The organism is Variovorax sp. YR566, assembly GCF_051992195.1.
In the GTDB taxonomy this organism is placed as follows: domain Bacteria; phylum Pseudomonadota; class Gammaproteobacteria; order Burkholderiales; family Burkholderiaceae_C; genus Variovorax.
This window is the reverse complement of record NZ_CP197092.1, coordinates 1202073-1227796: the sequence shown is the minus strand read 5'-3', so window position 1 is coordinate 1227796 and position 25724 is coordinate 1202073. Positions and strand designations below refer to the sequence as shown.

Sequence of the window (25724 nt, the reverse complement as noted above, 5' to 3'; positions counted from 1 at the left end):
CTCGTGAAAGTTCAAAGAATCTCGCGCAGCATGCGCGCAACGCCTTCCTGCCAGGGCGGCAGGCGCAGGCCGAACGTGGCCTGCAGCTTGGTGGTGTCCAGGCGCGAGTTGTGCGGGCGCTTTGCCGGGGTCGGGAAGGCACTGGTCGGCACGGCCTCGACGGCCTCCGGGCCGGCCTTGAGCTCGACACCCGCCGCCTTGGCTTGCTCGATCACGAAGCGCGCATAGCCGTACCAGCTGGTCTCGCCACCAGCGATGGCGTGATAGAGGCCGGCCTTGGCCGGGTCCTGCAGCGTCGCTCGGATGGCATGCGCCGTCACGTCGGCCAGCAGCTCTGCCCCCGTGGGGGCACCGAACTGGTCGTCGATGACCGTCAGCTTGTCGCGCTCCTTCGCCAGCCGCAACATCGTCTTGGCGAAGTTGCCGCCGCGCGCGGCATACACCCAGCTGGTGCGGAAGATCAGGTGACGGGCGCAGTTCTGGGCCACCAGTTGCTCGCCTTCGAGCTTGGTGCGGCCGTACACGCTGAGCGGGCCGGTCGCGTCGTCTTCCTTCCAGGGCCTGGTGCCGCTGCCGTCGAAGACGTAGTCGGTCGAGTAGTGAACCATCAGCGCGCCGATCTGCTGCGCCGCCTCGGCCACGATTCCCGGGGAAGTGCCGTTGAGCTTGCGCGCAAAATCAGGTTCGCTCTCGGCCTTGTCGACGGCCGTGTGCGCCGCCGCATTGACGATCACGTCGGGGCGCACCTTCAAGACTGTCTCGGCCAGTTGCTCCGGCCGGCTGAAGTCAGCGTTGAAATCCGTGCTGTCAAAGTCGAGCGCGACCAGTTCACCCAGGGGCGCCAGGCTGCGCTGCAGCTCCCAGCCGACCTGTCCGCCCTTGCCCAGCAGCAGCAACTTCATGCCGCGGCCTTCGCAGGTGCTGCGTCGTATTGCTTCTCGACCCACTCGCGATACGCGCCGCTTTGCACATTGCGCACCCACTCACCATTGGCCAGGTACCACTGGACGGTCTTGCGGATGCCGGTGTCGAAGGTCTCGGCGGGCTTCCAGCCAAGCTCGGCCTCGAGCTTGCGCGCGTCGATGGCGTAGCGGCGGTCGTGGCCGGGGCGGTCGGTGACGTAGGTGATCTGTTCCTTGTAGGGCTTACCGTCGGCCCTGGGGCTCAGCTCGTCGAGCAACGCACACACGGTGTTGACGATCTCGATGTTGGGCTTCTCGTTCCAGCCGCCCACGTTGTAGGTCTCGCCCAGCTTGCCGCCTTCGAGCACGCGGCGGATGGCGCTGCAGTGGTCCTTCACGTAGAGCCAGTCGCGCACCTGCATGCCGTCGCCGTACACGGGCAGGCTCTTGCCGGCCAGTGCATTGACGATCATCAGCGGGATGAGCTTCTCGGGAAAGTGGAAGGGGCCGTAGTTGTTCGAGCAGTTGGTGGTCAGCACCGGCAGGCCGTAGGTGTGGTGCCAGGCGCGCACGAGGTGGTCGCTGGCGGCCTTGCTGGCCGAATACGGGCTGTTGGGCTCGTACTTGTTCTCTTCGGTGAAGGCCGGGTCGGTCTTGGAGAGCGAACCGTAGACCTCGTCGGTGGACACGTGCAGGAAGCGGAAGGCCGTCTTCTGCTCGGCCGGCAGCGCGCTCCAGTGGCCGCGCACGGATTCGAGCAGGCGGAAGGTGCCCAGCACGTTGGTCTGCACGAAGTCTTCGGGGCCGTGGATGGAGCGGTCCACGTGCGATTCGGCGGCGAAGTTCACAACTGCGCGCGGCTTGTGCTCGGCCAGCAGGCGATCGACCAAAGCGCTGTCGCCGATGTCGCCCTGCACGAAGATGTGCCTCGGGTTGTTCTTGAGCGACGCGAGGGTCTCGAGGTTGCCTGCGTAGGTCAGCTTGTCGAGGTTCACGACCGGCTCGTCGCCGTTGGCGATCCAGTCGAGTACGAAATTGGCGCCAATGAAGCCAGCGCCGCCGGTAACCAGGATCATGAAGTCCCCTGCTGATATATGGAACGATCGCCTTGCGGCAAATCAACAGGCGATTATCCCATTCGGCCAGAGGAGAGATATCAAAGGTTGGCGCCCGCGCAAGCCCCGCCTACAATCGCCCCACTGCAGGAGAGCGGGCCACCCCGGTGGCCCTACCGAAGGCGCAAACTCCCATAAACGCTCAGGTCGGTCCAAAACAAGGGACCTGTACTGCACCAACTGAAACGCCGTCTGGAGAGCCATCGCACCGCCCAACGTGGTCGTGATGCACCGAAGGAGCAAACCCTCTGCGGGCGCAGCGGGTGAATCTCTCAGGTACCGAGGACAGGGGGAGCGGCAACTTGGACAGCGGTCGTCCGGTTGCTTTGCTATTTATTCAATAGCACACCACGCCCGTCGTTCAAGCGCTGCAACCTCAAAGGTACTTGAAATGCGCGTGATCGTTCTTGGCGCCGGCCTGCTCGGCGTGACCTCGGCTTACTACCTCCAGCAACTCGGCCACGAAGTGACCGTGATCGACCGGCAGGCCACCCCGGCCGCCGAAACCAGCTTCGCCAACGGCGGGCAGATTTCCGTCAGCCATGCCGAGCCCTGGGCCAACCCAAGCGCACCGCTCAAGGTGCTGCAGTGGCTGGGCAAGGAAGATGCTCCGTTGCTCTTCCGCATCCGCGCCGACATGCGCCAGTGGCTCTGGGGCCTTCAGTTCCTGCGCGAATGCACATCGGCGCGCACCCGCCACAACATCGAGCAGATCGTGCGTCTCGGAACATACAGCCGCTCGATGTTGCAACAGTTGCGCCGCGACACCGGCCTGAACTACGACCAGCGCACGCAGGGCATCCTGCACTTCTACACGACGCAAAAAGAGTTCGACGGCGCCCTCGCGCCCGCCGAGCAGATGCGCGCCCTGGGCTGCGAACGCCAGGTCATCTCGGCCGATGAAGCCGTGAAGATCGAGCCCGCCCTCGCCCACATCCGCCCGAAGCTGGCCGGCGCCACCTACACGGCCGAGGACGAGTCCGGCGACGCCAACCGCTTCGCGCGCGAGCTCGTGGGCCTGGCCACCGCGGCGGGCGTCAAGTTCCTGATGAGCCACACCGTGACCGCGCTGCGCGAAGCCGGCGGCAGCATCGATCACGTCGAAGCCACCGACAGCGAAGGCCGCTTCCAGCGCATCCGCGGCGACGCCTTCGTGCTGGCGATGGGTTCGCTGAGCCCGCTGTATGCCGCCCCGCTGGGCATCCGCCTGCCGATCTACCCCGCCAAGGGCTATTCGGTGACGCTGCCCGTCAAGGACGCGACGAAAGCCCATCAGGTCTCGCTGACGGATGACGAATTCAAACTCGTGTTCTCGCGCTACACCTCGGAGTCGGGCGACCGCCTGCGCATCGCCGGCACAGCGGAGCTCAACGGCTACGACCGCGACCTCAACCGCGTGCGGTGCGAAGCCATCGTGCGCCGCGTCGAAGAGCTGTTCCCCGGTGCCGGCGACACCACGCAGGCCCAGTTCTGGACCGGCCTGCGCCCCGCGACGCCGAGCAACGTGCCGCTGATCGGCAAGACCAAGCTGCCGAACCTGTTCCTCAACACGGGCCACGGCACGCTCGGCTGGACGCATGCCTGCGGCTCGGGGAAGTCCATCGCGCGGATCGTGAGCGGGCTGGCGCCTGAGGTGGATTTCGCGTTCAGGGGTATCGCTCGCGCGAGCCGCACCGGTGCGGCTCGCGCTCACTCCACAAGCGCATCCTGAAGCGAGACGCTCGCAGCCTCACTGTCATTCGCCACGACCACTTCGGCCTTCAACAGCCGAAGTCCGAAGCCGAGGCAGCGGGCGTCGGCGCTTTCGGATATGTCGCAAGGCCGGTGGGCGCCGCTCACGACAAGCTCGACAGCCAGGAACGGCCTGGCGCGCAATTGCTGCACATCCAGATCGCAGGACAAGGTCAGTGAATCGCCCGCCCTGGCAGCCTGGCAAGCCCTGCCATTGATTTGGACCTCCAGTGCAACCCGCGCGCTCCCGCTCGGTTGATAGAGTGCACCCGCCACGCTAATTCGTAGCTGCCCGGTTGCAGGGAGCTTCGTGGTGTCGAGCACGAACAGCAAGGCAGCTTTCTCCCCCGAACTCCAAACACCCCAGACTTCCGGCTCGTGCCAGCCGGACAACAGCCCCCCCGCATAGGGGCTCCCGCGCCCGAACTGGACATCTTCGCCCAGCGCCACCTTCGGGCTCGAGCGCAGTCCCGCGGCGTCGAGCTGAAGGCCCCAGCGAAACCCGAATGCCCGATCCACCATGTCCGCGTTTGCAGCCGACATGACTGTGGAATAGCGCTTCCGGGGCATCAGAAAGAACGGCAGGCGCACTCGGCCGACGATGTCCCTCATCACAGGAAGGGAGGCAATTTCGCTTCCAACGGGAATCCAATCCGTACATCCATCTGGAAGATGCGCGGCGTTATTTCTATCTGGCTCGGCGAGCATTTCTTTTCGGCGACCAAAATACTCCGCTTCAGTTAATGCGCCCGATGAAATCCCTGCGAAGAATTCAATATTTTCGGCACAAAACATTGCGTAGATATTGGATTCGATTTTTATCGCGTTCGGTATGCGCCTCAACAGGTCGTCGAGCAGCACCGTATTTTCTTGATACGGATGAGGCTTGATTGCCAGGACGTCCACTTCAGCCGCGAGATCCGCAACCCTCTCAGCGACATCCGCTGGACGCACAAGTCGGCCATTGCTGACGAGGGCCAGGTCAACTTCCGTCTGCCCCAGAAAAACGCCCACCCTGGAATCGCGGCAAAGCAAGGCACCGTCGCCTCGCCGCGAGAACATCGCCTTCATTCCAATCGCTGCGCTTTGAAATGCCTCATCCGGAGTTTGGATTTTCGAAAGAATGCGGGAAATCCGCCGGCTATTGGTTCGCACGCCCAGTTGGAGGTGCCTGGAAAATCGCAGCGGATGCACCTCCACATCAATGAATACCGCGCCGCGGGAAGCGATGTATTTCAACAGTGAGGGAGGCATTCCCCATCCAATGACCAGGCTCCGTTCGCCAAATCCGCGAACTTCACATCCGTTGAATGCAGGCTGCAGATCGGCAATGGCGGCGCTCGCCCACCCTTCCACCGCTCGGGGCAAACCCAGCGAATCCATCATGAGCCCGACAGGAATTCGCCCTCCATTGGAGGTGGGGTACTCCTCGCGCATTGGAATACCGAGAGATTGGCCCGCGAAATCAAAAAGCCCCCGAAGAAAGCGTCTATTGGATGGATGAGATTGAAGCCCAGCCTCTTCCGATCGAAAGAAATCATCCAGAAAAATTACCTCATCAAAAGACAAATAGCTCATCGCGCGGGGAAATTCGATCTCGACTCGGGTAGAAGGATGACATTAAAAAATAACGCCAAAGTATTATCTTTCATGCACCAGCTTTCGCGCGCAGCACTTCGCCAGCGGTCTTTATGACAACTTGATTACATCAAATAACAATTACCCCTTCGTTAGGCGACTGAATTCGCGCCAACCAAGACCCGAAGTTGGGGGAGCATCTTGCTGCTGGCGTACTGTCTCGCCGCGACTTGGGCCAAGTCGATTTCAGGGGGCGCCTCGGTGGTCAGGGCCCGAGGCAAGCGAACGGACGACCGCGCGTCGCCTGTCAATCCGCCGCAGTGAACACCGTCAACACCCCGGTATAGCCATACAGGTGATGCCGGGCAATCTCGCCCGCAGCGAAGAACCCGACCAGCGGTACATCGCCCAGCGCGTGCCGCACGATCTGCAACTCAGCGCCCGGTGCGCCGAAGTGCGGCCCGCCGCGCCCCGAACAGCTCACGTACACCGCCCCCGCGATGCGCCGTGCCGGATGCGGCGCCGCCTCGGCCTCGCCCGCCGCCACGGCGCGCGCGGTGGCGAGCGTCTGCTCTTCGGGCTCCAGCTCCTCTCGGATTTCCGCGCAGATGCGCATCAGGTCGGCCCGCGCGGCCTGCGCGTTGCGGCGGCAGAAGGTCAGCCGCATGCCGGCCTCGGCCACATCGGCAATGGCGATGCCGCGCCGCGTCGGGTCCAGCCCGATGATGTGGCGCACCAGCACGTCGGCGCCCAGGTCGCCGGTGCGGCGGATGCCGTCGCTACCGGCATCGGCCAGGCCGACCAGCGTGTTGCGCACGGCGTCGATGGCCTCTTGCGGCCGTTCGAGCGACACCTGCAGATCGGCCAGCAGCACGTCGAGCGCCGGCTCGCCGTCGAGTTTCAGCAGCAGATTGCCGTCGGCCTCGGTGATCTCGCGCTCGCGCACTGCCCCCGAGCGCAGCGGCTGGCAGCCCTGCGTGACGCGCGACACCAGCCGTACGCCCTCGCCGAACACCACGCCCGACAGGCCGCCCGAAAACACCCCACCCGCCGCCCCGTGCCCGCGGATGTTGCCGTTGCCGCCGACTGCGAACTGCAGCGCGCTGCCGCGCCCCGAAGACAGCCCGCCGAACAAATAACCCGTGTCGGTGCGCCCCGCCATCTCGGCGATCAACTCGGCCAGGTCCGGCGTTGCCGGGTCGGCGTGCACCAGCGCCGTGTGCGCCTCGAAGCCGCTCATTTCGGAGTTGCCCAGCGGCGCCACGCCCGAGAACACGCGGTACTGGTCGCTGGGCAAAGCGCAAAGCATCAGGCTCATGCCGGGCTCGTCGAAGTACTCGGCGTTGTTGGCCGACACGCCGATGCCGACAGTGCCCGACCAGTCGGTCACCTCGGGCAGTTCGGCGCTCAGGTGGTCGAGGATGTCCTGCGCCTCGCTCGCATAGTGGTCGGTGATGTAGAGCAGCCCCAGCGTCGGCGACGCGGCGTAGTCGGGCAGGGCCATCTGTGCGCGCAACTGGGCCAGCACGAGGCCGGCCGCCATACGCCATTGCGGATGGGTGGCGTGACCGGAGGGAAACAACTTCATGATGCGTGCCAACCCGTTCTCTTCAACAAATGGATGTGTATGACGTCAGCGCCGGGCGGAGGTTCGCTTGCGCGCGGCGGTCGACGTCTTCTTTTTGGCAGCCGGCGCTGCAGCCTTCTTGGCCGCAGCAGGCTTGCGGGCTGCCGTTGTTGCCGGCTTGCCCACGACCTTGCCGACCGCATCGGCCAGCGGCTGGGCCATGGCCGGCACCTTCAGCTGGGCCGCGTCCTGCAGCGCCGAGCTGGCGATCTGCTGGAACTGTTCGGTGAGCGAGCCCCACCACTGCATGGGATCGACCACGCCGGCGCCATCGGCCGCCGCGGTCTTTGCCTTGGCCGAAGCCGGCCTGCTGCGCGGCTTCGTCGGTGCCGGAGCTTCTTCCTCGGGCACTTCGTCCTCTTCCTCAAATTCCTCGACCTCTTCGGGTTCGGGCTCCGGAGCTGCCGCGGCAGGCGCGGGCTTCATGGCGGCCGCCTGCTTGGTGAACGCGCTGGCGATGTCTTCCATCCGCACGTTCATGCCGCGCAGCGTCGACAGCGTCATCTTCTGTACTTCGAGCGCCTGGATCGTGGCCTTGAGGGCATGGCCGTTCTGCTCGAGCCAGTACTGCACCGTCTTGAGTTCCTGGATGCGCTTGTCGACCTCTTCCACACTCAGCGTGGGAGCCACCCAGCTCGCAAGGCTCGGAATCCCTGGCACAGAACCGGCTCCCGTGCCCGCTGCGGCGCCACCGGCGAGGTTCTTCAGGAAGTCGAATCCGGGGACGAACTGGCTGAAGTCGAAGGGCTTGCTGGCGGTGCTCATGCGGGTGGTCTCCTGGGTGGGTTTTCTTGTGTTGCCAGCTTACTCCAAGCCTCCGGCCTTTTGGCCCGGACCTCCCCCGCCTTTTACCTGCCATCAGAGCTCGCTTCGGACCTTGCTGAACACCTTCCAGAAGGTCGCGTCCTGCGAGGTCGCGAAGTTGATCCGCATCATCGTGCTCGGCGGCCGGCGCGCATGGAACAGGGAGCCCGGCGCCAGCAGGTAGCCCTGGTCGAGCATGCGCTGCGTGAGCGCGTCGGTGTCCACGCCCGTATCGACCCAGCCGAACAGCCCCGCCGGCTCCGAGGCGAAGGTGCAGCCGTGCGACATCGCCAGCTTCACTGCCCGCCCCCGCGCCCCGTCGAGGCGGATGCGCACGCGCTCCGAATGCCGGCGCAGCTGCCCCTGGTCGATGCACCACGACAACGCCCGCTCGAACAGCGTGGGTGAGGTCAGCGTGGCCAGCAGCTTGGTTTCGAGCAGCCGCTCCTTCAGCGCCGGGGGCGCGGCCAGGAAGCCGATGCGCCAGTTGGGCGCCAGGATCTTGGCAAAGCCGCTCACGTAGATGGTGCGCTGCAGCCCGTCGAGCGCGCTGAGCCGCGTGGCGTGCTCGGGCGCGAGGTGGCTGTAGGTGTCGTCCTCGACGATGTGGAAGTCGTATTCGTTGGCCAGCTTCAGCACGCGGTGTGCGCTGCCCGGCGTGAGGCTGTAGCCGGTCGGGTTGTGCAGCACGCTCACGCTGACGAAGAGCTTGGGTTGGTGCAGCGCGCAGTACTGCGCCATCACCTCCAGGTCGGGCCCGTCGGCGCGCCGCGGCACCGGCAGGATGCGCATGCCCAGCGCCTCCAGCCGCGCGAACTCCAGCGCCCAGCCCGGCTCCTCGACCATCACAGGGTCGCCGGCGCGCAGCAGCGTGCGGCTCACGATGTCCAGCGCATGCGTGGCGCCGATGGTGGTCACGATCTGGTCGGGCGACGCCGGCACGTTGATGCCCACCAGCTTCTGCGAGAGGCTGCGCCGCAGGCTCATGTCGCCGGCCGGCTCGCCGTACTGGAGCGACAGCTCCTGCAGGGCGGCTGTACTGGTCATGCGCCGCACGGCCGTGGGCATGAAGGTGGACGACATCCAGTCAGGCGGAAACACGCCCATGCCCGGTTGCGGCTTGTCGCTCGGGCGGTGGAACATGCTGCGTATCAGTGAGCTCGCGTCGGCCGGTATGCGCGAGGCCATCATCTGCACCGCCATCGCCGCCGGCATGCCGCTCGCGCCACCGGCGTCCGCGCCGTGGTTCGGACGGCCGTCCTGTACCGGTGCCGAATCCCGCACATAGAAGCCGCGCTGCCGGCGGGCCTCGACCAGCCCCTGCGCCAGCAGTTGGTCGTACGCGGCGACGACGGTGTACGGGCTCACGCCCTGCTGCCGCGCGCATTCGCGCACCGAAGGCAGGCGAGCGCCGGGCGGCAGCAGGCGGGTGCGGATGCGCTCGGCCAGGCGGTCGGCCAGTTGCCCCGTCAGCGACTGGGTGGAGGTGCGTGTCAGCATGCGTTGTTTTGGGCTGTGCCGGCTTCTGTGTCGAAGGAGTGGCCAATACAGATTGCCTGATTGTTCGACCAACTGTACTGGAACTGTAATGGTCTCAAGTTTAGAGTGTGTGTCATGAACTGGCAAGAATTCACCGCGCTGCTGGTGCTGGCCACGGCGATGAGTTTCTCGCCCGGTCCCAACACCACGCTCTCCACCGCCCTGGCGGCCAACGGCGGCCTGCCGCGCGCCATGCGCTTCGTGGTCGCGGTGCCCGTGGGCTGGACCCTGCTGCTTGCGCTGTGCGCCGCCGGCATCGGCGCGCTGGTGGTGGCAATGCCTTCGCTGCGCCTGGCCATCAAGGCACTGGGCATCGGCTACCTGCTGTGGCTCGCTTACAAGCTCAGCGGCAGCGCCACGCTCGGCAAGGCCGACGGCGCCAAGCTGTCTGTCGGCTTCGGCCAGGGCGTGATGCTGCAGTTCGTGAACATCAAGGCCTGGCTGCTGGCGCTCACGCTGGTGGCCGGCTGGATCGCCGGGCAGCCCGATGCGCTGCGCCGCTTCGCCATCGTGGCGCCGGTGATGCTGACCTATGCCTTCATCAGCAACTTCGCCTACGCACTGGTCGGCGCGCTGCTGCGCGAATGGCTGGCCAAGGGTTCGCGGCTGCTGTGGTTCAACCGCGCGATGGGCCTGGTACTGGTGCTGACAGCCTGGTGGATGGTGAGCGTATGAAGCTCGCCGTGAAAGACGAGACGCTGGGCATGTGGCTCGGCGTTGTAGGCGTGGCCATGTTCGCCGTCACGCTGCCGATGACGCGCCTGGCCACCGGCACGCAAGACGCACCGCAGCTGTCGCCGTGGTTCGTCACGCTCGGGCGCGCGGCGCTGGCGGGCGTGCTGTCGGCCATCTTCCTGCTGGCAACGCGCTCGCCGCGGCCTGCAGCGCACCAGTGGAAGCCGCTGGCCTTCGCGGTGCTGGGCAATGCCATCGGCTTTCCGCTGCTGCTGGCCTATGCACTGCGCGTGGTCACGGCCAGCCATGCGGCGGTGGTGACTGCCCTGCTGCCGCTGGTCACGGCTGCCGTCGCGGCCCTGGTGCTGCACCAGCGCGCACGGCTCGGCTTCTGGCTCTGCGCCATTGCGGGCAGCCTGCTGGTGGTGGCGTTCTCGGTGCTGCGCGCGAGCCAGAGCGGCCATGGCTTCGGCTTCGAATGGGCCGATCTGCTGCTGCTCGGCGCGGTCATCGCCGCCTCCATCGGCTACATCTACGGCGCGCAGGTCACGCCGTCGCTGGGCGCCGAGCGCGTGATCTGCTGGGTCTGCGTGATGGCGCTGCCCTTCACGCTGCCGGTCGCGCTGGCGCTGTGGCCGCAGCAACCCGTCGCCACGGCCTCGTGGCTGGGCTTCGTCTACGTCGGCACGTTCTCGATGTGGATCGGCTTCTTCGCCTGGTATCGCGGCCTGGCCCTGGGCGGCGCGCTGCGCGTGAGCCAGACCCAGCTGCTGCAGCCCTTTCTCTCGATCCTCGCGTCGATCCCGCTGCTGGGCGAGCCGCTCGACATGGTCACGCTGGGCTTCGCCGTCGCGGTGGTGGCCACGGTGGTCATCGGCAAGCGCCTCTCGCAGCCGCAAGACAACAAGGCCCGCGTCGTATACCGTGGCGACATCCAGCCGGATTGAGCGGCGCCGCGCCTGCCCGCATCATTCGAATCTCACCTCACCGCCTGAAAGAAGAAAGCCATGAACTGGAAACTCGCCGCCCGCGCCGCCAAGATGAATCCCTCGGTGCTGCGCGAAATCCTCAAGGTCACCGAGCGCCCCGGCATCATCAGCCTGGCCGGCGGCCTGCCCTCGCCCAAGACCTTCCCGATCCAGGCTTTTGCCGACGCCTGCGCCGAAGTTCTGCACAACGACGGCCAAGCCGCCCTGCAGTACGCCGCCAGCGAGGGCTACGCGCCGCTGCGCCAGGCCGTGGCCGACATGCTGCCGTGGGACGTCGACGCCTCGCAGGTGCTCATCACCACCGGCTCGCAGCAGGGCCTGGACCTGGTCGCCAAGGTGCTGATCGATCCGGGCAGCAAGGTGCTGGTCGAAACGCCCACCTACCTCGGCGCGCTGCAGGCCTTCGGCCCGATGGAGCCGCACCCCGTGGGCGTGGCCAGCGACGATGACGGCGTGATCGTTGAAGACCTAGTGGCCAAGGCCAAGGACGCACGCTTCGTCTACCTGCTGCCCAACTTCCAGAACCCCACCGGCCGCACCATGACCGAGGAGCGCCGCGCCGCGGTGTCGGCCGCCGCTGCGGCTGCCAACCTGCCGATCGTCGAGGACAACCCCTACGGCGAACTCTGGTTCGACGAAGCCCCGCCGCTGCCGCTGGCCGCGCGCAACCCCGAAGGCGTGATCTACCTGGGCTCGTTCTCGAAGGTGCTGGCCCCCGGCCTGCGCCTGGGCTTCCTGGTGGCGCCCAAGTCCATCTACCCGAAGCTGCTGCAGGCCAAGCAGGCGGTCGACCTGCACACGCCGATCTTCACGCAGCGCATGGTCTCGGCCGTGATGAAGGACAAGTTCCTCGACCGCCACGTGCCCACCATCCGCGCCCTCTACAAGCGCCAGCGCGACGCGATGATCGCCGCGCTCAAGCGCGAGATGGCCGGCCTGGACGTGAAGTTCAACGCGCCCAAGGGCGGCATGTTCCTCTGGGCGCGCCTGCCCGAGGGCGTCGACACCGTGACGCTGCTGCCCAAGGCGGTGGAGCGCAACGTGGCCTTCGTGCCCGGCGCGCCGTTCTACGCGGGCGAAGGCGATCCGCGCACGCTGCGCCTGTCGTTCGTGACGGCCAGCGTCGAAGAAATCGACACCGCCATCGCCGCGCTGGCGCAGACGCTGCGCGAAGAGCTGGTGCTGCTGGGCGACAAGAAGCTGGCCGCCGCGCAGGTCTGAAAGCACAAACCAGGAGCCTTCCCGTGATCGGCCTTGCAACGCTGTCGCTCTTCCTGCTCGCGGTCCTGGCGCTGTTCCTGTCGCCCGGCCCGAATATGGCTTTCGTGCTCTCGCACGGCGTGGCCCATGGCCCGCGCGGCGGTCTTGCGGCGGCCATCGGCATCTCGGCGGCCGACCTGGTGCACACGCTGTTCGCGGCCACCGGCGTCACCGCGCTGGTGGCGGCCTGGCCGCCCTCGTTCGATGTGCTGCGCTACGCGGGCGCGCTGTACCTGGTGTGGCTGGCGGCGCAGGCGCTGCGCAACGGTGGCGGACTTCGCATCGGTGCGCAGGCGCAGCCCGCCGGCTTCGGCCGCATCGTGCGCATGGCGCTGCTGAACAACCTCGTCAATCCGAAGGCGCTGCTGTTCTTCATGGTGTTCCTGCCGCAGTTCGTCGATCCCTCGCGCGGCAGCGTGCCGCTGCAGCTGGTGCAGCTCGGCGTGGTGCTGTCGATGGCCGCGCTGGCCTTCAACACGCTGCTGGGCGCGTGCAGCGGTCAGGTCGGCCGCTGGCTGCACAACCGGCCCGGCGCGGCACGGTTCCAGAGCGGCCTGCTGGCCGCCGTGATGCTGGGGCTGGCCGTGCGCCTGCTTTTCCTCGATCGTCCTTCACCTCGCTGAAGAAGGTTTTCCATGAACGTTCTGAAGATCGCGGCCTTCTCGGATCGCGAGACGGGCGGCAACCCCGCCGGTGTTGTCATCGCCGATGCGCTGCCGCCCGCGGAGCAGATGCAGCGCATTGCCGCGGAAGTCGGCTTTTCGGAAACCGCGTTTGCCGCCCGCGCCGATGACGGCGGCTGGCGCGTACGCTACTTCGCGCCGCAGTCCGAAGTGCCCTTCTGTGGCCACGCGACGATCGCGCTGGGCGCTGCGCTGGCAATGCAGCAAGGCGACGGCGTATTCCCGCTGACGCTCAACAATGCGCAGATCACCGTGGAAGGCCGGCGCAGCGGCAGCCTGGTCGAGGCCGCGCTGCAGTCGCCGCCCACGCGCAGCGCCGCTGCGTCGCCCGAGCTGCTGTCCGAGGCCTTGGCCCTGTTCGGCTACGCGCGGCAAGACCTGGATTCGCGCATTCCGCCGGCCGTCGCCCATGCGGGTGCCGACCATCTGGTGCTGGCCCTGAAAAGCCGCGCGGCGCTGTCGGCGATGCACTACGAGCTGGAAGCCGGCCGCACGCTGATGGCCCGTGCCGGGCTCACGACCATCGTGCTGGTCTTCGCCGAGACCGCTCAACTGCTGCACACGCGCAACCCTTTCGCATCCGGCGGCGTATACGAAGACCCCGCCACCGGCGCCGCCACGGCCGCGCTGGCCTGCTACCTGCGCGACATCGGCTGGCCGCACGGCGGCGCCATCGACGTGGTGCAGGGCGAGGACATGGGCATGCTGTCGCGCCTGCACGCCGATATTTCGCCCACACCGGGCAGCTCGATCCGCGTGTCAGGCACCGCGCGCATCATGCGGGCCTGAGTCGCCGAAGCACCAAGGAAAGAAAGAACCAAACCATGCTCAACATCTGGGGCCGCATCAGTTCGATCAACGTCCGCAAGGTGGTGTGGTGCGCGCAGGAGCTCGGGCTCGACTTCCAGCGCACCGAGGCCGGCGGCAAATTCGGCGTGGTGCAGACGCCCGAATACCTGGCGCTCAACCCGAATGCGATGGTGCCCACCATCGACGACGGCGAGGGCGCCGAGCGCGTGACGCTCTGGGAGTCGAACGTGATCGTGCGCTACCTCTGCGCGAAGCATTCGCACGGCAACTTCTACCCGAGCGAGCTGCCCGCGCGCTTCGACGCCGAGCGCTGGATGGACTGGCAGCAGACCACCCTCAACCGCACAAGCCGCGACGCCTTCATCCAGTGGGTGCGCACGCCGCCGTCGGAACGCCAGAGCGCGCTCATCGAGGCGTCCGTCCGCGACAGCGAAGCGCTGTTCTCGATGCTCGACGCGCATCTTGCGAGCCAGCCGTACATGGCCGGCCAGCGCTTCACCATGGCCGACATCCCGGTCGGCTGCGAAGCGCACCGCTGGTTCAACCTGCCGGCTGCCGAATACCGCAGGCCGAACTGGCCGAACGTCGAACGCTGGTATTCAGAGTTGCTTTCCCGCCCGGGCACGCGCGGCGTGCTCGACCTCCCCCTCGAATGAACCCGATGAAATCCCGCCCCTTCAAGCAAGTCGACGTCTTCACCGCCACCGCCTACTACGGCAATCCGCTCGCGGTGGTGATCGATGGCCAGGACCTCGACGACGCCGCCATGCAGCGCTTTGCGCAATGGACCAACCTGTCCGAAACCACCTTCCTGCTGCCGCCCACCGATCCGGCCGCCGACTACCGCGTGCGCATCTTCACTCCCGGCGGCGAGCTGCCCTTTGCCGGCCACCCGACCATCGGCAGCTGCCATGCGTGGCTGCAGGCCGGCGGCAAGCCCAAGGCTGCAGGCCTGGTGGTGCAGCAATGCGGCGCCGGCCTCGTGCCCCTGCGGCGCGACGGCGAGCGCCTGGCATTCGCCGCGCCGCCCCTGAAGCGCAGTGCACCGAGTCCCGCACTGCTGGCCAAGGTGGCCGGCGCGCTAGGCCTGAAGGCGCAGCAGGTCATCGCGGCGCAAGTGCTCGACAACGGGCCGGTCTGGTTCGGCCTGCTGGTGAACGACGCCGACGCCGTGCTGGCGCTGCAGCCCGATCACCGCGCCCTGAAGGAGCTGGGCGTGAAGGCCGGCGTGGCGGGCGTGCCCGCGGCGCACGACACCGCGCTGCTCATCGGCCGCTCGAACCGCGAGGCGCGCGCCTTCGGCAACCGGCCCGCGACCCCGAACGAAGACGGCGCGAAGATTGACCTCGAGGTGCGCGCCTTCGCCGAGCCCATCGGCGTGCAGGAAGACCCGGTCACCGGCAGCCTCAACGCCAGCCTGGCCGAATGGCTGATCGCCGACGGCCACATGCCCGAGCGCTACCTTGCCGCGCAGGGCCAGTGCCTGGGCCGCGCGGGCCGCGTCTACATCGAGCGTGACGCCGAAGGAAAGATCTGGGTCGGCGGCGACGCCGTGACCTGCGTCGACGGCCACGTCACGCTGTAAGCGCAACGCCTGAGGCCCGCCATGCACGCGCAACTCGACCACCTCGTGATTGCCGCCGCCTCGCTCGCCGAGGGCGTGGCCTGGTGCGAGGCAACGCTCGGCGTCACGCCGGCCCCGGGCGGCTCGCATCCGCTGATGGGCACGCACAACCGCCTGCTGAACATCGCGAGCGACGCCTTCCCCGCAGCCTACGCGGAAATCATCGCGATAGAGCCGGGCAAGCAGCCCTCGCGCCCCAAGACGCATCGCTGGTTCGACCTCGACGACGCCGCGCTGCAGGCCGGGCTCGCACAGCATGGCCCGAAGCTGATTCATTTCGTCGCCCGCGTGCCCGACGCGCATGCGGCAACGCGAGCGCTCGCACATGAAGAGCACGCGCACATCGACCGCGGCCAGTTGCTCGAAGCCTCGCGCGACACGCCCGCCGGCCGGCTCGAATGGCAGATCACCGTGCGCGACGACGGCCAGCGGCTGTTCTATGGCGCACTGCCCACGCTCATCCAGTGGGGCCCGGTGCATCCCACCGATGCCATGCCGAAGTCTGGCCTCGCCATGCGCTCGCTGCGCGCCGTGCACCCGCGCGCGCCCACGCTGGTCGCCGCGCTGTCAGCCATCGGCATGACCGGCATGGAGGTCGATGCCGGCCCGCCCAATCTCATCGCCGTGCTCGACACGCCGCGCGGCACCGTCACGCTCGAATCGCAAGGACTCTGACCCGATCATGCTGAGCCTCACCGAAATCGCCTGGTTCGCCCTCGCCTCGCTGCTGCTGGCGCTCACGCCGGGGCCGAACATGATCTATTGCGTCTCGCGCACGCTGGTGCAGGGTCGACGCGCCGGGCTCATCTCACTCGGCGGCGTGCTGCTGGCGTTCCTGGCGCATCTGTTCGCCGCGGCGCTCGGGCTCACTGCGCTGCTGCTGGCAGTGCCGCTGGCGTTCGACGCGATCCGCATCGCCGGCGCGGCCTACCTGCTGTGGCTCGCGTGGCAGGCGGTCAGGCCCGGCGGCAATGCACCCTTCGAGGCGCGCGCACTGCCGGCCGATCCGCCGGGCAAGCTGTTTCGCATGGGCTTTCTCACGAACCTGCTGAACCCGAAGGTGGCGATGTTCTATCTCTCGTTCTTTCCGCAGTTCATTCACCCAGAACGCGGCTCGGTGCTGTTGCAGAGCATGCAACTGGGCATCGCGCAGATGGCGACCAGCGCCGTGGTCAACACGGTGATGATCGTCGGCGCCGCCAGCATCACGGCCGTGCTGTCGCAAAGCGCGGGCTGGCTGCGCGCGCAGCGCTACATCATGGGCAGCGTGCTGGCCGCGCTGGCCGTTCGCGTGGCACTCACCGAACGCAAGTAAGGACATCCCGTGAAATTCACCCGCGAAGAAATCGAAGCCGCGCAGCGCACCGTGCATGCGGCCATGCCGCCCACGCCGCAGTACGCCTGGCCGCTGCTTTCGCAGCGCCTGGGCGCCACCGTGTGGGCCAAGCACGAGAACCACACGCCGGCTGGCGCCTTCAAGATCCGCGGCGGCCTGACCTACTTCGAAACCCTGGCGCGCGAGCAGCCCGGAGTGCGCCATGCCATCAGCGCCACGCGCGGAAACCACGGCCAGTCGGTCGGCTTCGCCACGCGGCGCCACGGGCTGGCCGCGACCATCGTGGTGCCGCACGGCAATTCGACCGAGAAGAACGCCGCGATGCGCGCGCTCGGCGTCACGCTGGTCGAGCACGGCGACGACTTCCAGGCCGCCTCCGAGCATGCGGCCGCGCTGGCCGAACGCGACGGCCTGCACCGCGTGCCTTCGTTCCACCGCGAACTGGTGCGCGGCGTGTCGACTGCGTATGCGGAGTTCTTCGACGCGTTGAAAGACACGCCGCCCGACGTGCTGTTCGTACCCATCGGCCTGGGCTCCGGCTTTGCCGCCGCGGCGGCGGCGCGCGCGCATTGCGGCGTGTCGACCAAGCTCATCGGCGTGGTGTCGGCGCATGCCACGGCGTATCGCGATTCCTTTCGCGCCGGCAAGCCCGTCGAGTCGCCCGTCACCACGCGGCTGGCCGACGGCATGGCCTGCCGCGTCCCGGTGCCCGAATCGGTCGAAGTGATCCTGCGCGAAGCCGACGACGTTGTCACCGTCACCGATGACGAGATCGCCGAGGCCATGCGCATCCTTTTCAGCGACACGCACAACGTGGCCGAGGGGGCCGGCGCAGCCGCACTGGCAGCCGCGCTCCAGCAGCAGGAACGCTGGCGCGGCAAGACGGTGGGGGTGTGCGTGAGCGGGGGCAATGTCGATACCGGCATGTTCGCCGGCGTGCTCGGGCGCAACGCGTCTTGACGCTCCTCTACAGCATCGACTCGGGAATCACGAGCGACTGCAGATAGAGCTTCGCGCGCGTCGCCAGGTCCGCGCCGGGCTCCTCGTCGGTCACCTTGACCGGCTGGTCGCCGTCCACGCGCCACCATTCCAGCTCGCTGTCGCTGCCTGGCTTGAGGCGCACCTGGAAGGCCGAGTGCTGCATGAGTTCGCCGAAGAAGGCGCGCGCCTCCTCGGCCAGCGCGGGGCAATCGATGCGCAGGCCGAACTCGGTGTTCAGCGCGTCCGAGCGCGGGTCCATGTTGACCGAGCCCAGGAAGAGGGTCTTCCTGTCGATCACAAGCGCCTTGGTGTGCAGCCGCACCTGCGTGCCTGCGCCGATGCTGCCGACGAACAGCGCCCGGCCCGCGTTCGGGTGGATCTCGTAGATCTGCATGCCGTCGCCCAGCAGCCGGGCGCGGTAGCGGCGGTAGCCGGTGTGGACTACCGGCTCGTCGGTCGCGGCCAGCGAGTTGGTGATGAGCGTCTGGCGAATGCCCCTCGCCGCATTGCGGCGCATGCCGTCGAGTGCCACCGGACCCGGCACGAAGTACGGCGACGACGTGATGATTTCAACCTGCGCCTGTTGCGCCGCCTCGCCCAGCAGGCGGCGGCTGGTGTCGATGAGCGCACCGCTCGGCAGGCGCTGCGTCTCCGCCTGGCCCCAGGCCTTGGCCGGCGAATCGGCAAAAGCCTGCGCCGTGCCGAACGCAAGCTTCACGCGGCCTGCCCCCAGTTCGTCGCCGAGGGTGACGCGGCCCAAGGGATCGACGGTGCGGAACGGCACCGGCTCGGGCGTGTCGGCGCCATCCACCCGCGCATCGAAGCCCCGGCGCGCGGCTTCGGTGTCGCCCGACGGGCGCAGCACCGACGCTGCGGTGCGCACCTGCGGCGCATTCCAGTACTCGTCGAAGATGCTCGCCATCTGCGGCAGCACCGCGCCCGCCACCAGCACGTCGTAGTCGAAGAAGTTGTCGTCGGTGTCGCGCATGAAATAGACGTCGCCGAGGTTGCGTCCGCCGGCCACGGCCAGCACGCCGTCCGCCACGAACAGCTTGTTGTGCATGCGGCGGTTGACGCGGGCAAAGTCGAGCAGGGCGAAGCCGAAGCGGGTGGCCATGCCGCCGCGCGTGGGAAAGGGATTGAAGATGCGCACTTCCACGTTCGGATAGGCGCCCAGGCCCTCGAGCAAGGGCCCGATGTCTTCCGTGTACAGATCGTCCACGAGCAGCCGCACGCGCACGCCGCGCTGGGCCGCGTTGCGCAGCTCCCGCAACACCAGCCGGCCGGTCGCGTCGTCGTGCAGGTGGTAGTACTGCAGGTCGAGCGAGCGTTGCGCGCCGCGCAGCAGCACAAGGCGCGTGTCCATGCTGGCAAGGCCCAGCATCAGGCGAAAGCCGCTGGCTCCGGGCTCTGCCCCCTCCATCGACGCGGTGGCGATCCGGTCGAGCGGCGTGGCGGGGCCCTGTACGGGCAGCGAGGTGCTGGCGGTGCGCGGCCCTTCGTCGGGAAGCGTTGCGCATCCGGCGAGCGACAGGGCAACGCAGGCTGCAGCGGCCAGCAGGAGCTTGCGAGTCAGTGCGACAAAAGAGGCTGCGGCGGGCATGGCGGCGCCATTCAAGCACGCATCGGCAGCCCGGGCAGCAGTTTGTCGAGCGTGATCGGGTAGTTCCGCACGCGCACGCCGGTGGCGTTGTAGATCGCGTTCGCCACCGCCGCGCCCGAGCCGCAGGTGCCCAGCTCGCCGATGCCCTTCGACTTGATCGGGCTCGCGAGATCGTCGGCGTCCTGCAGGTAGATGGCGTCGATGTCCGGAATGTCGGCGTGCACCGGCACGAGGTACTCGGCCATGTCGTGGTTGACGAAGTAGCCGTGGTGCACGTCGACCACTGCCTCTTCCGTGAGCGCCGCGCCCACGCCGAACACCATGCCGCCGATGGCCTGGCTGCGCGCGGTCTTCATGTTGAGGATGCGGCCCGCCGCGAACACGCCGAGCATGCGGCGCACGCGCGTCTCGCCGGTGTCGATGTCCACCCCCAACTCGCAGAAGTGGGCGCCGAACGCGGCCTGCGCATAGCGGCGGTGCAGGTCGCCGGGCTCGACGTTGCCGAGCACGCTCAGGCCTTCCGCGCCGGCCAGCTCGCCGAGCTCGTGCGAGCGGCGCCCAAGGGCGATGCGGCCGCGCTCGAAGCGCGCCTTCTGCGCGTCGAAGCCGGCACGCTCGGCGAGCAGGCGGCACAGTTGCTGGCAGCCATCAAACACCGAGGCACCGGCGCTCGACGCGCCTATCGAGGCGATCGAGCCCGCGCCCATGGGAAACGCGGTGTCGCCCAGCCGCACGCCGATGCGGTCCATCGGAATGCCCGTCATCTCGGCCGCGATCTGCGCCAGCACGGTGTAGGTGCCGGTGCCGATGTCGGTCATCGACGTCTCGATCAGCAACCGGCCCTGCGCGTCGAGGCTCAGCTTCGCGCTCGACGGCCGCACCGAGTGGTGATGGATGGCGCTGGCCACGCCCATGCCGACCAGCCAGCGGCCGTCGCGCACCCGCCCCGGCACAGTGCTTCTCTTCGCCCAGCCGAAACGCTGCGCGCCTTCTCGCAGGCATTCGACCAGCTTGCGCCCCGAGTAAGGGCGCGACGGCCCGCGCTCGGGGTCATGCTGGCTGTCGTTGAGGATGCGCAGCTGCACCGGATCGATGCGCAGCTTCTCGGCGAGTTCGTCGAGCGCCACCTCGAAGGCCAGTTGGCCGCTGGCGGTAGCCGGTGCGCGCATGGCCGCGGCCTCGGGCAGGTCGAGCGCGGCCAGGCGGTGCGCCGTCATGCGGTGGGGGGCGGCATAGAGCAGGCGCGTCTGGCGCGATGCGCCCTCGTAGTAGTTGCGGCCCGGCAGGTTGCTGGTCCAGGTCTCGTGGCCGATGGCGGTGAGCCGGCCGTCGGGCGTGGCGCCGAGCCGCACGCGCTGGATGGTCGCGGCGCGGCGCGTCGTGTGATTGAGCAACTGCTCGCGCGCCAGCGCCGTCTTCACCGGCCGGCGCAGTTCGCGCGCCGCGAAGGCAGAGAGCACCGCGTCCGCATGCGTGCGCAGCTTGGAGCCGAAGCCGCCACCCACGAAGGCCGAGACCACGCGCACCTGCGCGACCGGCACGTCCAGCATGGCAGCCACATCGCCTGCGGCCCAGTTCGGCATCTGGTGCGAGGTGTAGATCGTGAGCCGGTCGCCGTCCCAGCGCGCGGTGGTGGCCTGCGGCTCCATCATCGCGGGATGCTGGTCGGGCGTGGTGTAGTTCTGGTCGAGCGTGACGGGCGCGGTGTCGAATGCGCCCTGGAAGTCGCCCACCGCCGTGTCGGCCGCGCTCTCGCTGCCTGCGCTCGGGTCGTCGCCGGGCTTGGGGGCGCTCGCCTGCGCGGCCGCAAGATCGAAGCGCCCGGCGCTGCGCTCGTAGTCGATGCGGATCATGAACGCGGCCGCGCGCGCCTGCTCGAAGGTCTGCGCCACCACGAAGGCCACCGCCTGGCCGTGCTGCTGCACTTCCGGCCCCGAAAGCTGCGAGACCACGTTGGCACGCCCCTTCGGCACCATGCGCGGAACGTTGGCGTAGGTGTAGACCAGCAGCACACCCGGCGCACGCTGCGCCCCGGCGGTGTCGATGCGCGTGATGCGGCCCTTGGCGATGCCGGCGAGCACGACCCAGCCGTAGACGGCACCGGGTACTTCGTCGTGGCACTCGTAGCTGTAGTGCGCGTGGCCGCTGACCTTGAGCGGCCCGTCGATGCGGTCGAGCGGGCGGCCCAGCACGCGCACGCGGTCCAGGGCGCTCGGCCCTGCGGCTTCGGTGAATTGCATGGTGCCTGCTCCCTTCAGGTGGTTTCGATCGCCTGCGCCAGCGTGGCGTGCAGGGTGCGGCGCAGCAGCGGAATCTTGAAATCGTTGTGCCCGTGGCCGCGCGCATCGGCGAGCAGCAGGTCGGCAACCGCATCGCGTGCCTGCGCGCCGCCGTCGGTGCCGATCAGGCGCCGCTCGGCTTCCTCGTTGCGCCACGGCTTCGCGGCCAGGCCGCCGAAGGCCAGGCGCACGGCGGTCACCGTGCGGCCCTCGCGCACCACCACGGCCGCGACCGAGACCAGCGCGAAGGCGTAGGACGCGCGGTCGCGCACCTTGCGGTAGAGCTGCACGCCGCCCAGCGGCGCGGGCAGAGTCACGCCGGTGATCAGCTCGTCCGGTGCCAGCACGGTCTCGACCTCCGGCGTGCTGCCCGGCAGGCGATGCAGTTCGGCGATGGGAATACGGCGCACGGCACCGCTGGCCGACACGGTCTCCACATGCGCATCGAGCGCACGCAGCGCCACCGCCATGTCGGACGAGTGCACCGAAATGCACTGCGCGCTCGCGCCGAGGATCGCGTGGATGCGGTTGAAGCCCTCCATGGCCGCACAGCCGCTGCCCGGCGTGCGCTTGTTGCAGGGCTTGGTCGTGTCGTAGAAGTAGAAGCAGCGCGTGCGCTGCAGCAGGTTGCCGGCGGTGGTCGCCTTGTTGCGCAACTGCGCGCTGGCGCCGGACAGCAAGGCGCGCGACAGCAGCGGATGGCCGCGACGCACGCGCGCATCGGCGGCGAGGTCGCTGTTGCGCACCAGCGCGCCGATCTTCAGCCCGCCATCTGGCATGGCTTCGATGCGGTCGAGCCCCAGGCGATTGACGTCGATCAGGTGCGTGGGCTGCTCGATGTCGAGCTTCATCAGGTCCAGCAGGTTGGTGCCGCCCGCGATGAAGCGCGCGCCCGGATGCTGCTGCATTGCCAGCGCCGCGGCGGCCGGCGTGGCGGCGCGTTCGAAGGTGAAAGCCCTCATGTCGCAACTCCCGCCACTTCGCGGATGGCCGCGATGATGTTCGGATAGCCCGCGCAGCGACAGATGTTGCCGCTCATGCGCTCGCGCATTTCCTCGCTGCTGAAGACCGTTGGCGCCGAGAGGTCGTGCGTGACATGGCTCGGCATGCCGCCGCGCATCTCGCCGAGCATGCCGACCGCCGAACAGATCTGGCCCGGCGTGCAGTAGCCGCACTGGTAGCCGTCGTGCTTGACGAAGGCGGCCTGCATCGGGTGCAGCTTCTTCGGCTCGCCCAGGCCCTCGATGGTCGTCACCTGGTCGCCCTCGTGCAGCACCGCCAGTGTGAGGCAGCTGTTGATGCGCCGCCCGTTGACCAGCACCGTGCAGGCGCCGCACTGACCGTGGTCGCAGCCCTTCTTGGAACCCGTGAGGTGCAGCTGCTCGCGCAGCAGGTCGAGCAGCGTGACACGCGGGTCGATGGAGAGGGCGTGCAGTTGGCCGTTGATGCGCAAGCTCACATCCGTTGTCGGGCCCTGCACGGCGGCGTCATGCGCCACCGGCTCGGCATCCACCGCCAGCGGCAACGCGGCAGCCGCCACACCGGCCGCGCCGGTCACCAGCACCGTGCGGCGGGTGTAGCCGTCTGGGGTTTCGGGATTCATCGTGGGTTCCCCCGGTGTTTTTGCTTCAGAGTCGGCTGTCGTTCACAGCGCTTGCGGCAGACCGCGCGGGCGGCATCGTGGAGATGACCACGCTGTTGACGCGCGAGCCGCTGGTCACGTTCTGGTCGGGCGCATTGGCGGCCGCCACCGCGACTTGGCGCATGGCCTCGCGCGAGACGGTGGAGGTGAAGGGATCGGGCCCGCGCGAGCCGCGCGTCACGTTCTGGTCGGGGGCGTGGGCCGTGGCCACGGCCTGGGCCGCCACGTCGTCGCGCGAGAGCAGGCCAGGGCCCTGGTGCACGCCGTCGTAGCTCTCTGCATGGGCCGCACCGGCCAGGATCAGGATGGCCAGGAGGCCGAGGGTCTTTCGCATGTGAACTCCTTTAGAAGACTGGGTTGGCGCCTTGCGGCGCGACCGCTTTCGCGGCTGGAGTCACTGTAGGAAGCCCGCTTTATGCGACCTTTAAGCGAGAGTTACCTGAGCGTTAAGCCGCGCGGCCCACCCCGTGATCGCGCAGGTGATCGCGCAGGTGGACGCGCGCCTGCAGCCCCGCAGGCCGGCCCTGAGCGTCATGGCGGTTGGCCAGCACGATGCGCAGGCCGTTGCGCAGCGCGGCCATGCGCGCGATGGCCAGGCCCAGGCCGCTGCCTTCGGTCGGGTTGCCCGGCACCCGGAAGAAGCGGTCGAAGGCGCGGTCGATCAGCTCGGGCGGAATGCCCGGCCCGTTGTCCAGCACATCGACCACCGGTCGCCCTTCCACCTCGTGCAGCCGCACATCGACCACCCCGCCCTCGGGCGAATGGCGCAACGCGTTGTCGATCAGGTTGTCGAAGACGCTGCGCAGCTCGGCCGGGGGCGCGGTCACCGTCGCGGAGGTCTCGCCCTCGAAGCCGATGTCGATGCGGCGGCGGTCGGCCACGACCATCAGCTGGGCCACGCTGTCGCGCAGCACCGAGGCCACGTCGAGCGACTCCGGCGCCTCGGGCTCGGTGCTGCTTTCCTGGCGCGACAGGCGCAGCAGCTGCTCGATCAGGTGCTGGGCACGCGTCACACCGCCCTTCAGGTGCGTGTAGTGCTCGGCGATGCTCTCGGCCGGCACTTCGGCGCGCATGTTGTCGAGTTGCAGGCCGATGGCGGCGATGGGCGTGCGCAGCTCGTGCGCGGCGTCCTGCACGAAGCGGCGCTGCGCGGCAAAGGCCTGGCGAAGCCGCCCGAGCAGGCTGTTGAAGGCCTCCACCAGCGGCGCGATCTCGTCGGGCACGCGCGACACCGACAGCTCCGAGAGGCTGCGCTCGTCCTGCGCCGCGACGTCGAGCACCACGCTGCGCAGCTTGCGCGACGAGGCCCACACCACCAGCCACAGCACGGCCAGCGACAGGGGCAGCAGCAGCGCGATGGGCGCCGTCGAAGACAGCGCGCGCTTGGCCACCAGCCGGCGCACGAAGCCGCCGTTCTGGATCACCTGCACCTGGAAGCGGTCGGCGTCGGCCACCGGCGCCGTGGAATAGATGCGCCAAACACCGTCGTCGCCGGAGCCCATGCGCACGGTGCTCAGCCCCTCCGCCGGCTGGCGGGCCACGGCCAGCGCGGGCCATGAACTGACCAGCAGCTCACCCCGCCCGTTCCAGATCTGGATGACGAAGGCGCCGCGACCGAAGATGCTGCGTTCGTCCGCCGGCCTGAGTTCGGGCACGGCCACGTTGCTGGCGTAGGAGTCGGCCAGCATCTGCATCTGGTCGTCCTTGAAGGTGACGATGAGCCTGTCGTAGCTGGCGTAGGTGAACCACGCGACGCCGGCCGCCGCGAGAAGATGCACCACCACCAGCCACATCAGCAGCCTGTTGCGCAGCGAACTCGGCGAGTACCAGGGCCGGCCTGGCGCGGCGGTCATTGGAGAACTCATGAATCCACCACGCGCCAGCCCAGCCCGCGCACGTTGCGGATGGTGTCTGCACCGAGCTTGCGCCGCATGTTGTGGATGATCACGTCGACGGCGTTGCTCATCACTTCCTCGCCCCATCCGTAGATGCGGTTCTCCAACTGCTCGCGCGACAGGATCGCGCCCGGGCGCTCGAGCATGGCGTGCATCAGCGCGAACTCGCGGGCCGAGAGCGTTTCGCGCGTGCCCTGGTAGAGCACCTCGCGCGTGGTGAGGTCGAGCTGCACCTTGCCGCTGCCGATGATGGAGTTGGAGGCGCCGTGGCGGCGGCGCACCACCGCACGCATGCGCGCCAGCAGTTCGGGCAGCTCGAAGGGTTTGAGCAGGTAGTCGTCGGCGCCGAGGTCGAGCCCTTCCACGCGCTGGCCGAGGCCGTCGCGCGCGGTGAGGATCAGGATGGGCGTGTCGTTCTTGAGGCCGCGCGCGTGGCGCAGCACCTCGATGCCGTCCATTCCGGGCAGGCCCAGGTCCAGCAGCACGCAGGTGTAGTCGCCATCGGCCAGTGCGCTGCGCGCGAGCAGGCCGTCGCGCACCCAGTCCACCGCCCAGCCCGATCTCTCGAGGCCGCGCAGCAGGCTCTTCCCGATCATTTCGTCGTCTTCGACAAGCAGCACGCGCACGCCGTCTCCCGTTGTTTGGTTGGTG

General features: G+C 68.2%; 24 protein-coding genes and 2 riboswitches. Of the genes, 11 read left to right on the top strand and 13 right to left on the bottom strand.

Annotation, left to right across the window (positions count from 1 at the left end; genetic code table 11):
* Window positions 1-11: 11 nt before the first annotated feature.
* On the bottom strand, window positions 12-902 hold the full coding sequence (gene rfbD / locus ACTG4X_RS05675) for a dTDP-4-dehydrorhamnose reductase (protein ID WP_440533388.1): 891 nt from the start codon (window positions 900-902) through the stop codon (window positions 12-14).
* The gene (gene rfbB / locus ACTG4X_RS05670; protein WP_440533387.1) at window positions 899-1978 is read right to left on the bottom strand and encodes a dTDP-glucose 4,6-dehydratase; all 1080 of its coding nucleotides are present in this window, start codon (window positions 1976-1978) and stop codon (window positions 899-901) included. Before rfbB ends, rfbD begins: the two co-directional genes overlap by 4 nt.
* A gap of 116 nt (window positions 1979-2094) precedes the next feature.
* Window positions 2095-2196: riboswitch (glycine riboswitch) on the top strand.
* A 3-nt stretch (window positions 2197-2199) separates the two neighbouring features.
* A riboswitch (glycine riboswitch) is annotated at window positions 2200-2316 on the top strand.
* A gap of 92 nt (window positions 2317-2408) precedes the next feature.
* Here rfbB and ACTG4X_RS05665 point away from each other — a divergent pair.
* A complete protein-coding gene (locus ACTG4X_RS05665) occupies window positions 2409-3728 on the top strand; it encodes a D-amino acid dehydrogenase (RefSeq protein WP_440533386.1) in 1320 nt (439 codons plus the stop codon).
* Here ACTG4X_RS05665 and ACTG4X_RS05660 read toward each other — a convergent pair.
* The 4 genes from ACTG4X_RS05660 to ACTG4X_RS05645 form a co-directional block, all read right to left on the bottom strand.
* Complete coding sequence (locus ACTG4X_RS05660; RefSeq protein WP_440533385.1) at window positions 3707-5326, bottom strand: hypothetical protein; 1620 nt, start codon at window positions 5324-5326, stop codon at window positions 3707-3709. The two genes, ACTG4X_RS05665 and ACTG4X_RS05660, sit on opposite strands and share 22 nt — an antisense overlap.
* Before the next feature lie 307 nt (window positions 5327-5633).
* Window positions 5634-6914: an FIST signal transduction protein gene (locus ACTG4X_RS05655; RefSeq protein ID WP_440533384.1), complete on the bottom strand. Its 1281-nt coding sequence runs from the start codon at window positions 6912-6914 to the stop codon at window positions 5634-5636.
* A 45-nt stretch (window positions 6915-6959) separates the two neighbouring features.
* Window positions 6960-7718 carry a PhaM family polyhydroxyalkanoate granule multifunctional regulatory protein gene (locus ACTG4X_RS05650; RefSeq protein WP_440533383.1) on the bottom strand — a complete coding sequence of 253 codons (759 nt, stop codon included), beginning with the start codon at window positions 7716-7718 and terminating at the stop codon, window positions 6960-6962.
* A 93-nt stretch (window positions 7719-7811) separates the two neighbouring features.
* Window positions 7812-9257, bottom strand: a complete 1446-nt coding sequence (locus ACTG4X_RS05645; RefSeq protein WP_093079220.1) for an aminotransferase-like domain-containing protein — start codon at window positions 9255-9257, stop codon at window positions 7812-7814.
* Window positions 9258-9371: 114 nt separating this feature from the next.
* Here ACTG4X_RS05645 and ACTG4X_RS05640 point away from each other — a divergent pair, with 114 nt between their 5' ends.
* Genes ACTG4X_RS05640 through ACTG4X_RS05595 form a run of 10 tightly spaced genes read left to right on the top strand, consistent with a single transcriptional unit; the run spans window position 9372 to window position 17633 of the window.
* Window positions 9372-9971: a LysE family translocator gene (locus ACTG4X_RS05640; protein ID WP_093079222.1), complete on the top strand. Its 600-nt coding sequence runs from the start codon at window positions 9372-9374 to the stop codon at window positions 9969-9971.
* On the top strand, window positions 9968-10918 hold the full coding sequence (locus tag ACTG4X_RS05635; RefSeq protein ID WP_440533382.1) for a DMT family transporter: 951 nt from the start codon (window positions 9968-9970) through the stop codon (window positions 10916-10918). Before ACTG4X_RS05640 ends, ACTG4X_RS05635 begins: the two co-directional genes overlap by 4 nt.
* Window positions 10919-10978: 60 nt before the next feature.
* A complete protein-coding gene (locus ACTG4X_RS05630) occupies window positions 10979-12181 on the top strand; it encodes a PLP-dependent aminotransferase family protein (protein WP_440533381.1) in 1203 nt (400 codons plus the stop codon).
* A gap of 23 nt (window positions 12182-12204) precedes the next feature.
* On the top strand, window positions 12205-12843 hold the full coding sequence (locus tag ACTG4X_RS05625; RefSeq protein WP_440533380.1) for a LysE family translocator: 639 nt from the start codon (window positions 12205-12207) through the stop codon (window positions 12841-12843).
* 12 nt (window positions 12844-12855) lie between these two features.
* Entirely contained in the window at window positions 12856-13692 is an 837-nt protein-coding gene (locus ACTG4X_RS05620; RefSeq protein ID WP_440533379.1) for a PhzF family phenazine biosynthesis protein, read from the top strand.
* A 35-nt stretch (window positions 13693-13727) separates the two neighbouring features.
* A complete protein-coding gene (locus tag ACTG4X_RS05615; RefSeq protein WP_093057249.1) occupies window positions 13728-14369 on the top strand; it encodes a glutathione S-transferase family protein in 642 nt (213 codons plus the stop codon).
* 5 nt (window positions 14370-14374) lie between these two features.
* Window positions 14375-15298: a PhzF family phenazine biosynthesis protein gene (locus ACTG4X_RS05610; protein ID WP_176928856.1), complete on the top strand. Its 924-nt coding sequence runs from the start codon at window positions 14375-14377 to the stop codon at window positions 15296-15298.
* 21 nt (window positions 15299-15319) lie between these two features.
* A complete protein-coding gene (locus ACTG4X_RS05605) occupies window positions 15320-16012 on the top strand; it encodes a VOC family protein (protein WP_440533378.1) in 693 nt (230 codons plus the stop codon).
* A gap of 7 nt (window positions 16013-16019) precedes the next feature.
* Window positions 16020-16652, top strand: coding sequence for a LysE family translocator (locus ACTG4X_RS05600; protein WP_093178298.1), 633 nt, complete (start codon window positions 16020-16022; stop codon window positions 16650-16652).
* 9 nt (window positions 16653-16661) lie between these two features.
* Window positions 16662-17633 (top strand): threonine dehydratase, encoded by a 972-nt coding sequence (locus ACTG4X_RS05595; protein WP_440533377.1) that lies wholly within the window; start codon window positions 16662-16664, stop codon window positions 17631-17633.
* A gap of 7 nt (window positions 17634-17640) precedes the next feature.
* Here the strand turns inward: ACTG4X_RS05595 and ACTG4X_RS05590 are convergent, their stop codons facing one another.
* The 7 genes from ACTG4X_RS05590 to ACTG4X_RS05560 all read right to left on the bottom strand — a co-directional run bounded on the left by ACTG4X_RS05590 (window position 17641) and on the right by ACTG4X_RS05560 (window position 25699).
* The gene (locus tag ACTG4X_RS05590; RefSeq protein WP_440533376.1) at window positions 17641-19257 is read right to left on the bottom strand and encodes a phospholipase D family protein; all 1617 of its coding nucleotides are present in this window, start codon (window positions 19255-19257) and stop codon (window positions 17641-17643) included.
* An 11-nt stretch (window positions 19258-19268) separates the two neighbouring features.
* On the bottom strand, window positions 19269-21497 hold the full coding sequence (locus ACTG4X_RS05585; RefSeq protein WP_440533375.1) for a molybdopterin cofactor-binding domain-containing protein: 2229 nt from the start codon (window positions 21495-21497) through the stop codon (window positions 19269-19271).
* Between the two features lie 14 nt (window positions 21498-21511).
* Entirely contained in the window at window positions 21512-22498 is a 987-nt protein-coding gene (locus ACTG4X_RS05580) for an FAD binding domain-containing protein (RefSeq protein WP_440533374.1), read from the bottom strand.
* Window positions 22495-23139 (bottom strand): aldehyde dehydrogenase iron-sulfur subunit PaoA, encoded by a 645-nt coding sequence (paoA, locus tag ACTG4X_RS05575; protein WP_097200250.1) that lies wholly within the window; start codon window positions 23137-23139, stop codon window positions 22495-22497. Before paoA ends, ACTG4X_RS05580 begins: the two co-directional genes overlap by 4 nt.
* Window positions 23140-23164: 25 nt before the next feature.
* A complete protein-coding gene (locus ACTG4X_RS05570) occupies window positions 23165-23512 on the bottom strand; it encodes a DUF4148 domain-containing protein (protein WP_440533373.1) in 348 nt (115 codons plus the stop codon).
* 112 nt (window positions 23513-23624) lie between these two features.
* Window positions 23625-25031 carry a sensor histidine kinase gene (locus ACTG4X_RS05565; protein ID WP_093057239.1) on the bottom strand — a complete coding sequence of 469 codons (1407 nt, stop codon included), beginning with the start codon at window positions 25029-25031 and terminating at the stop codon, window positions 23625-23627.
* Between the two features lie 8 nt (window positions 25032-25039).
* Window positions 25040-25699 (bottom strand): response regulator, encoded by a 660-nt coding sequence (locus ACTG4X_RS05560; RefSeq protein ID WP_093057238.1) that lies wholly within the window; start codon window positions 25697-25699, stop codon window positions 25040-25042.
* Window positions 25700-25724: the final 25 nt, after the last annotated feature.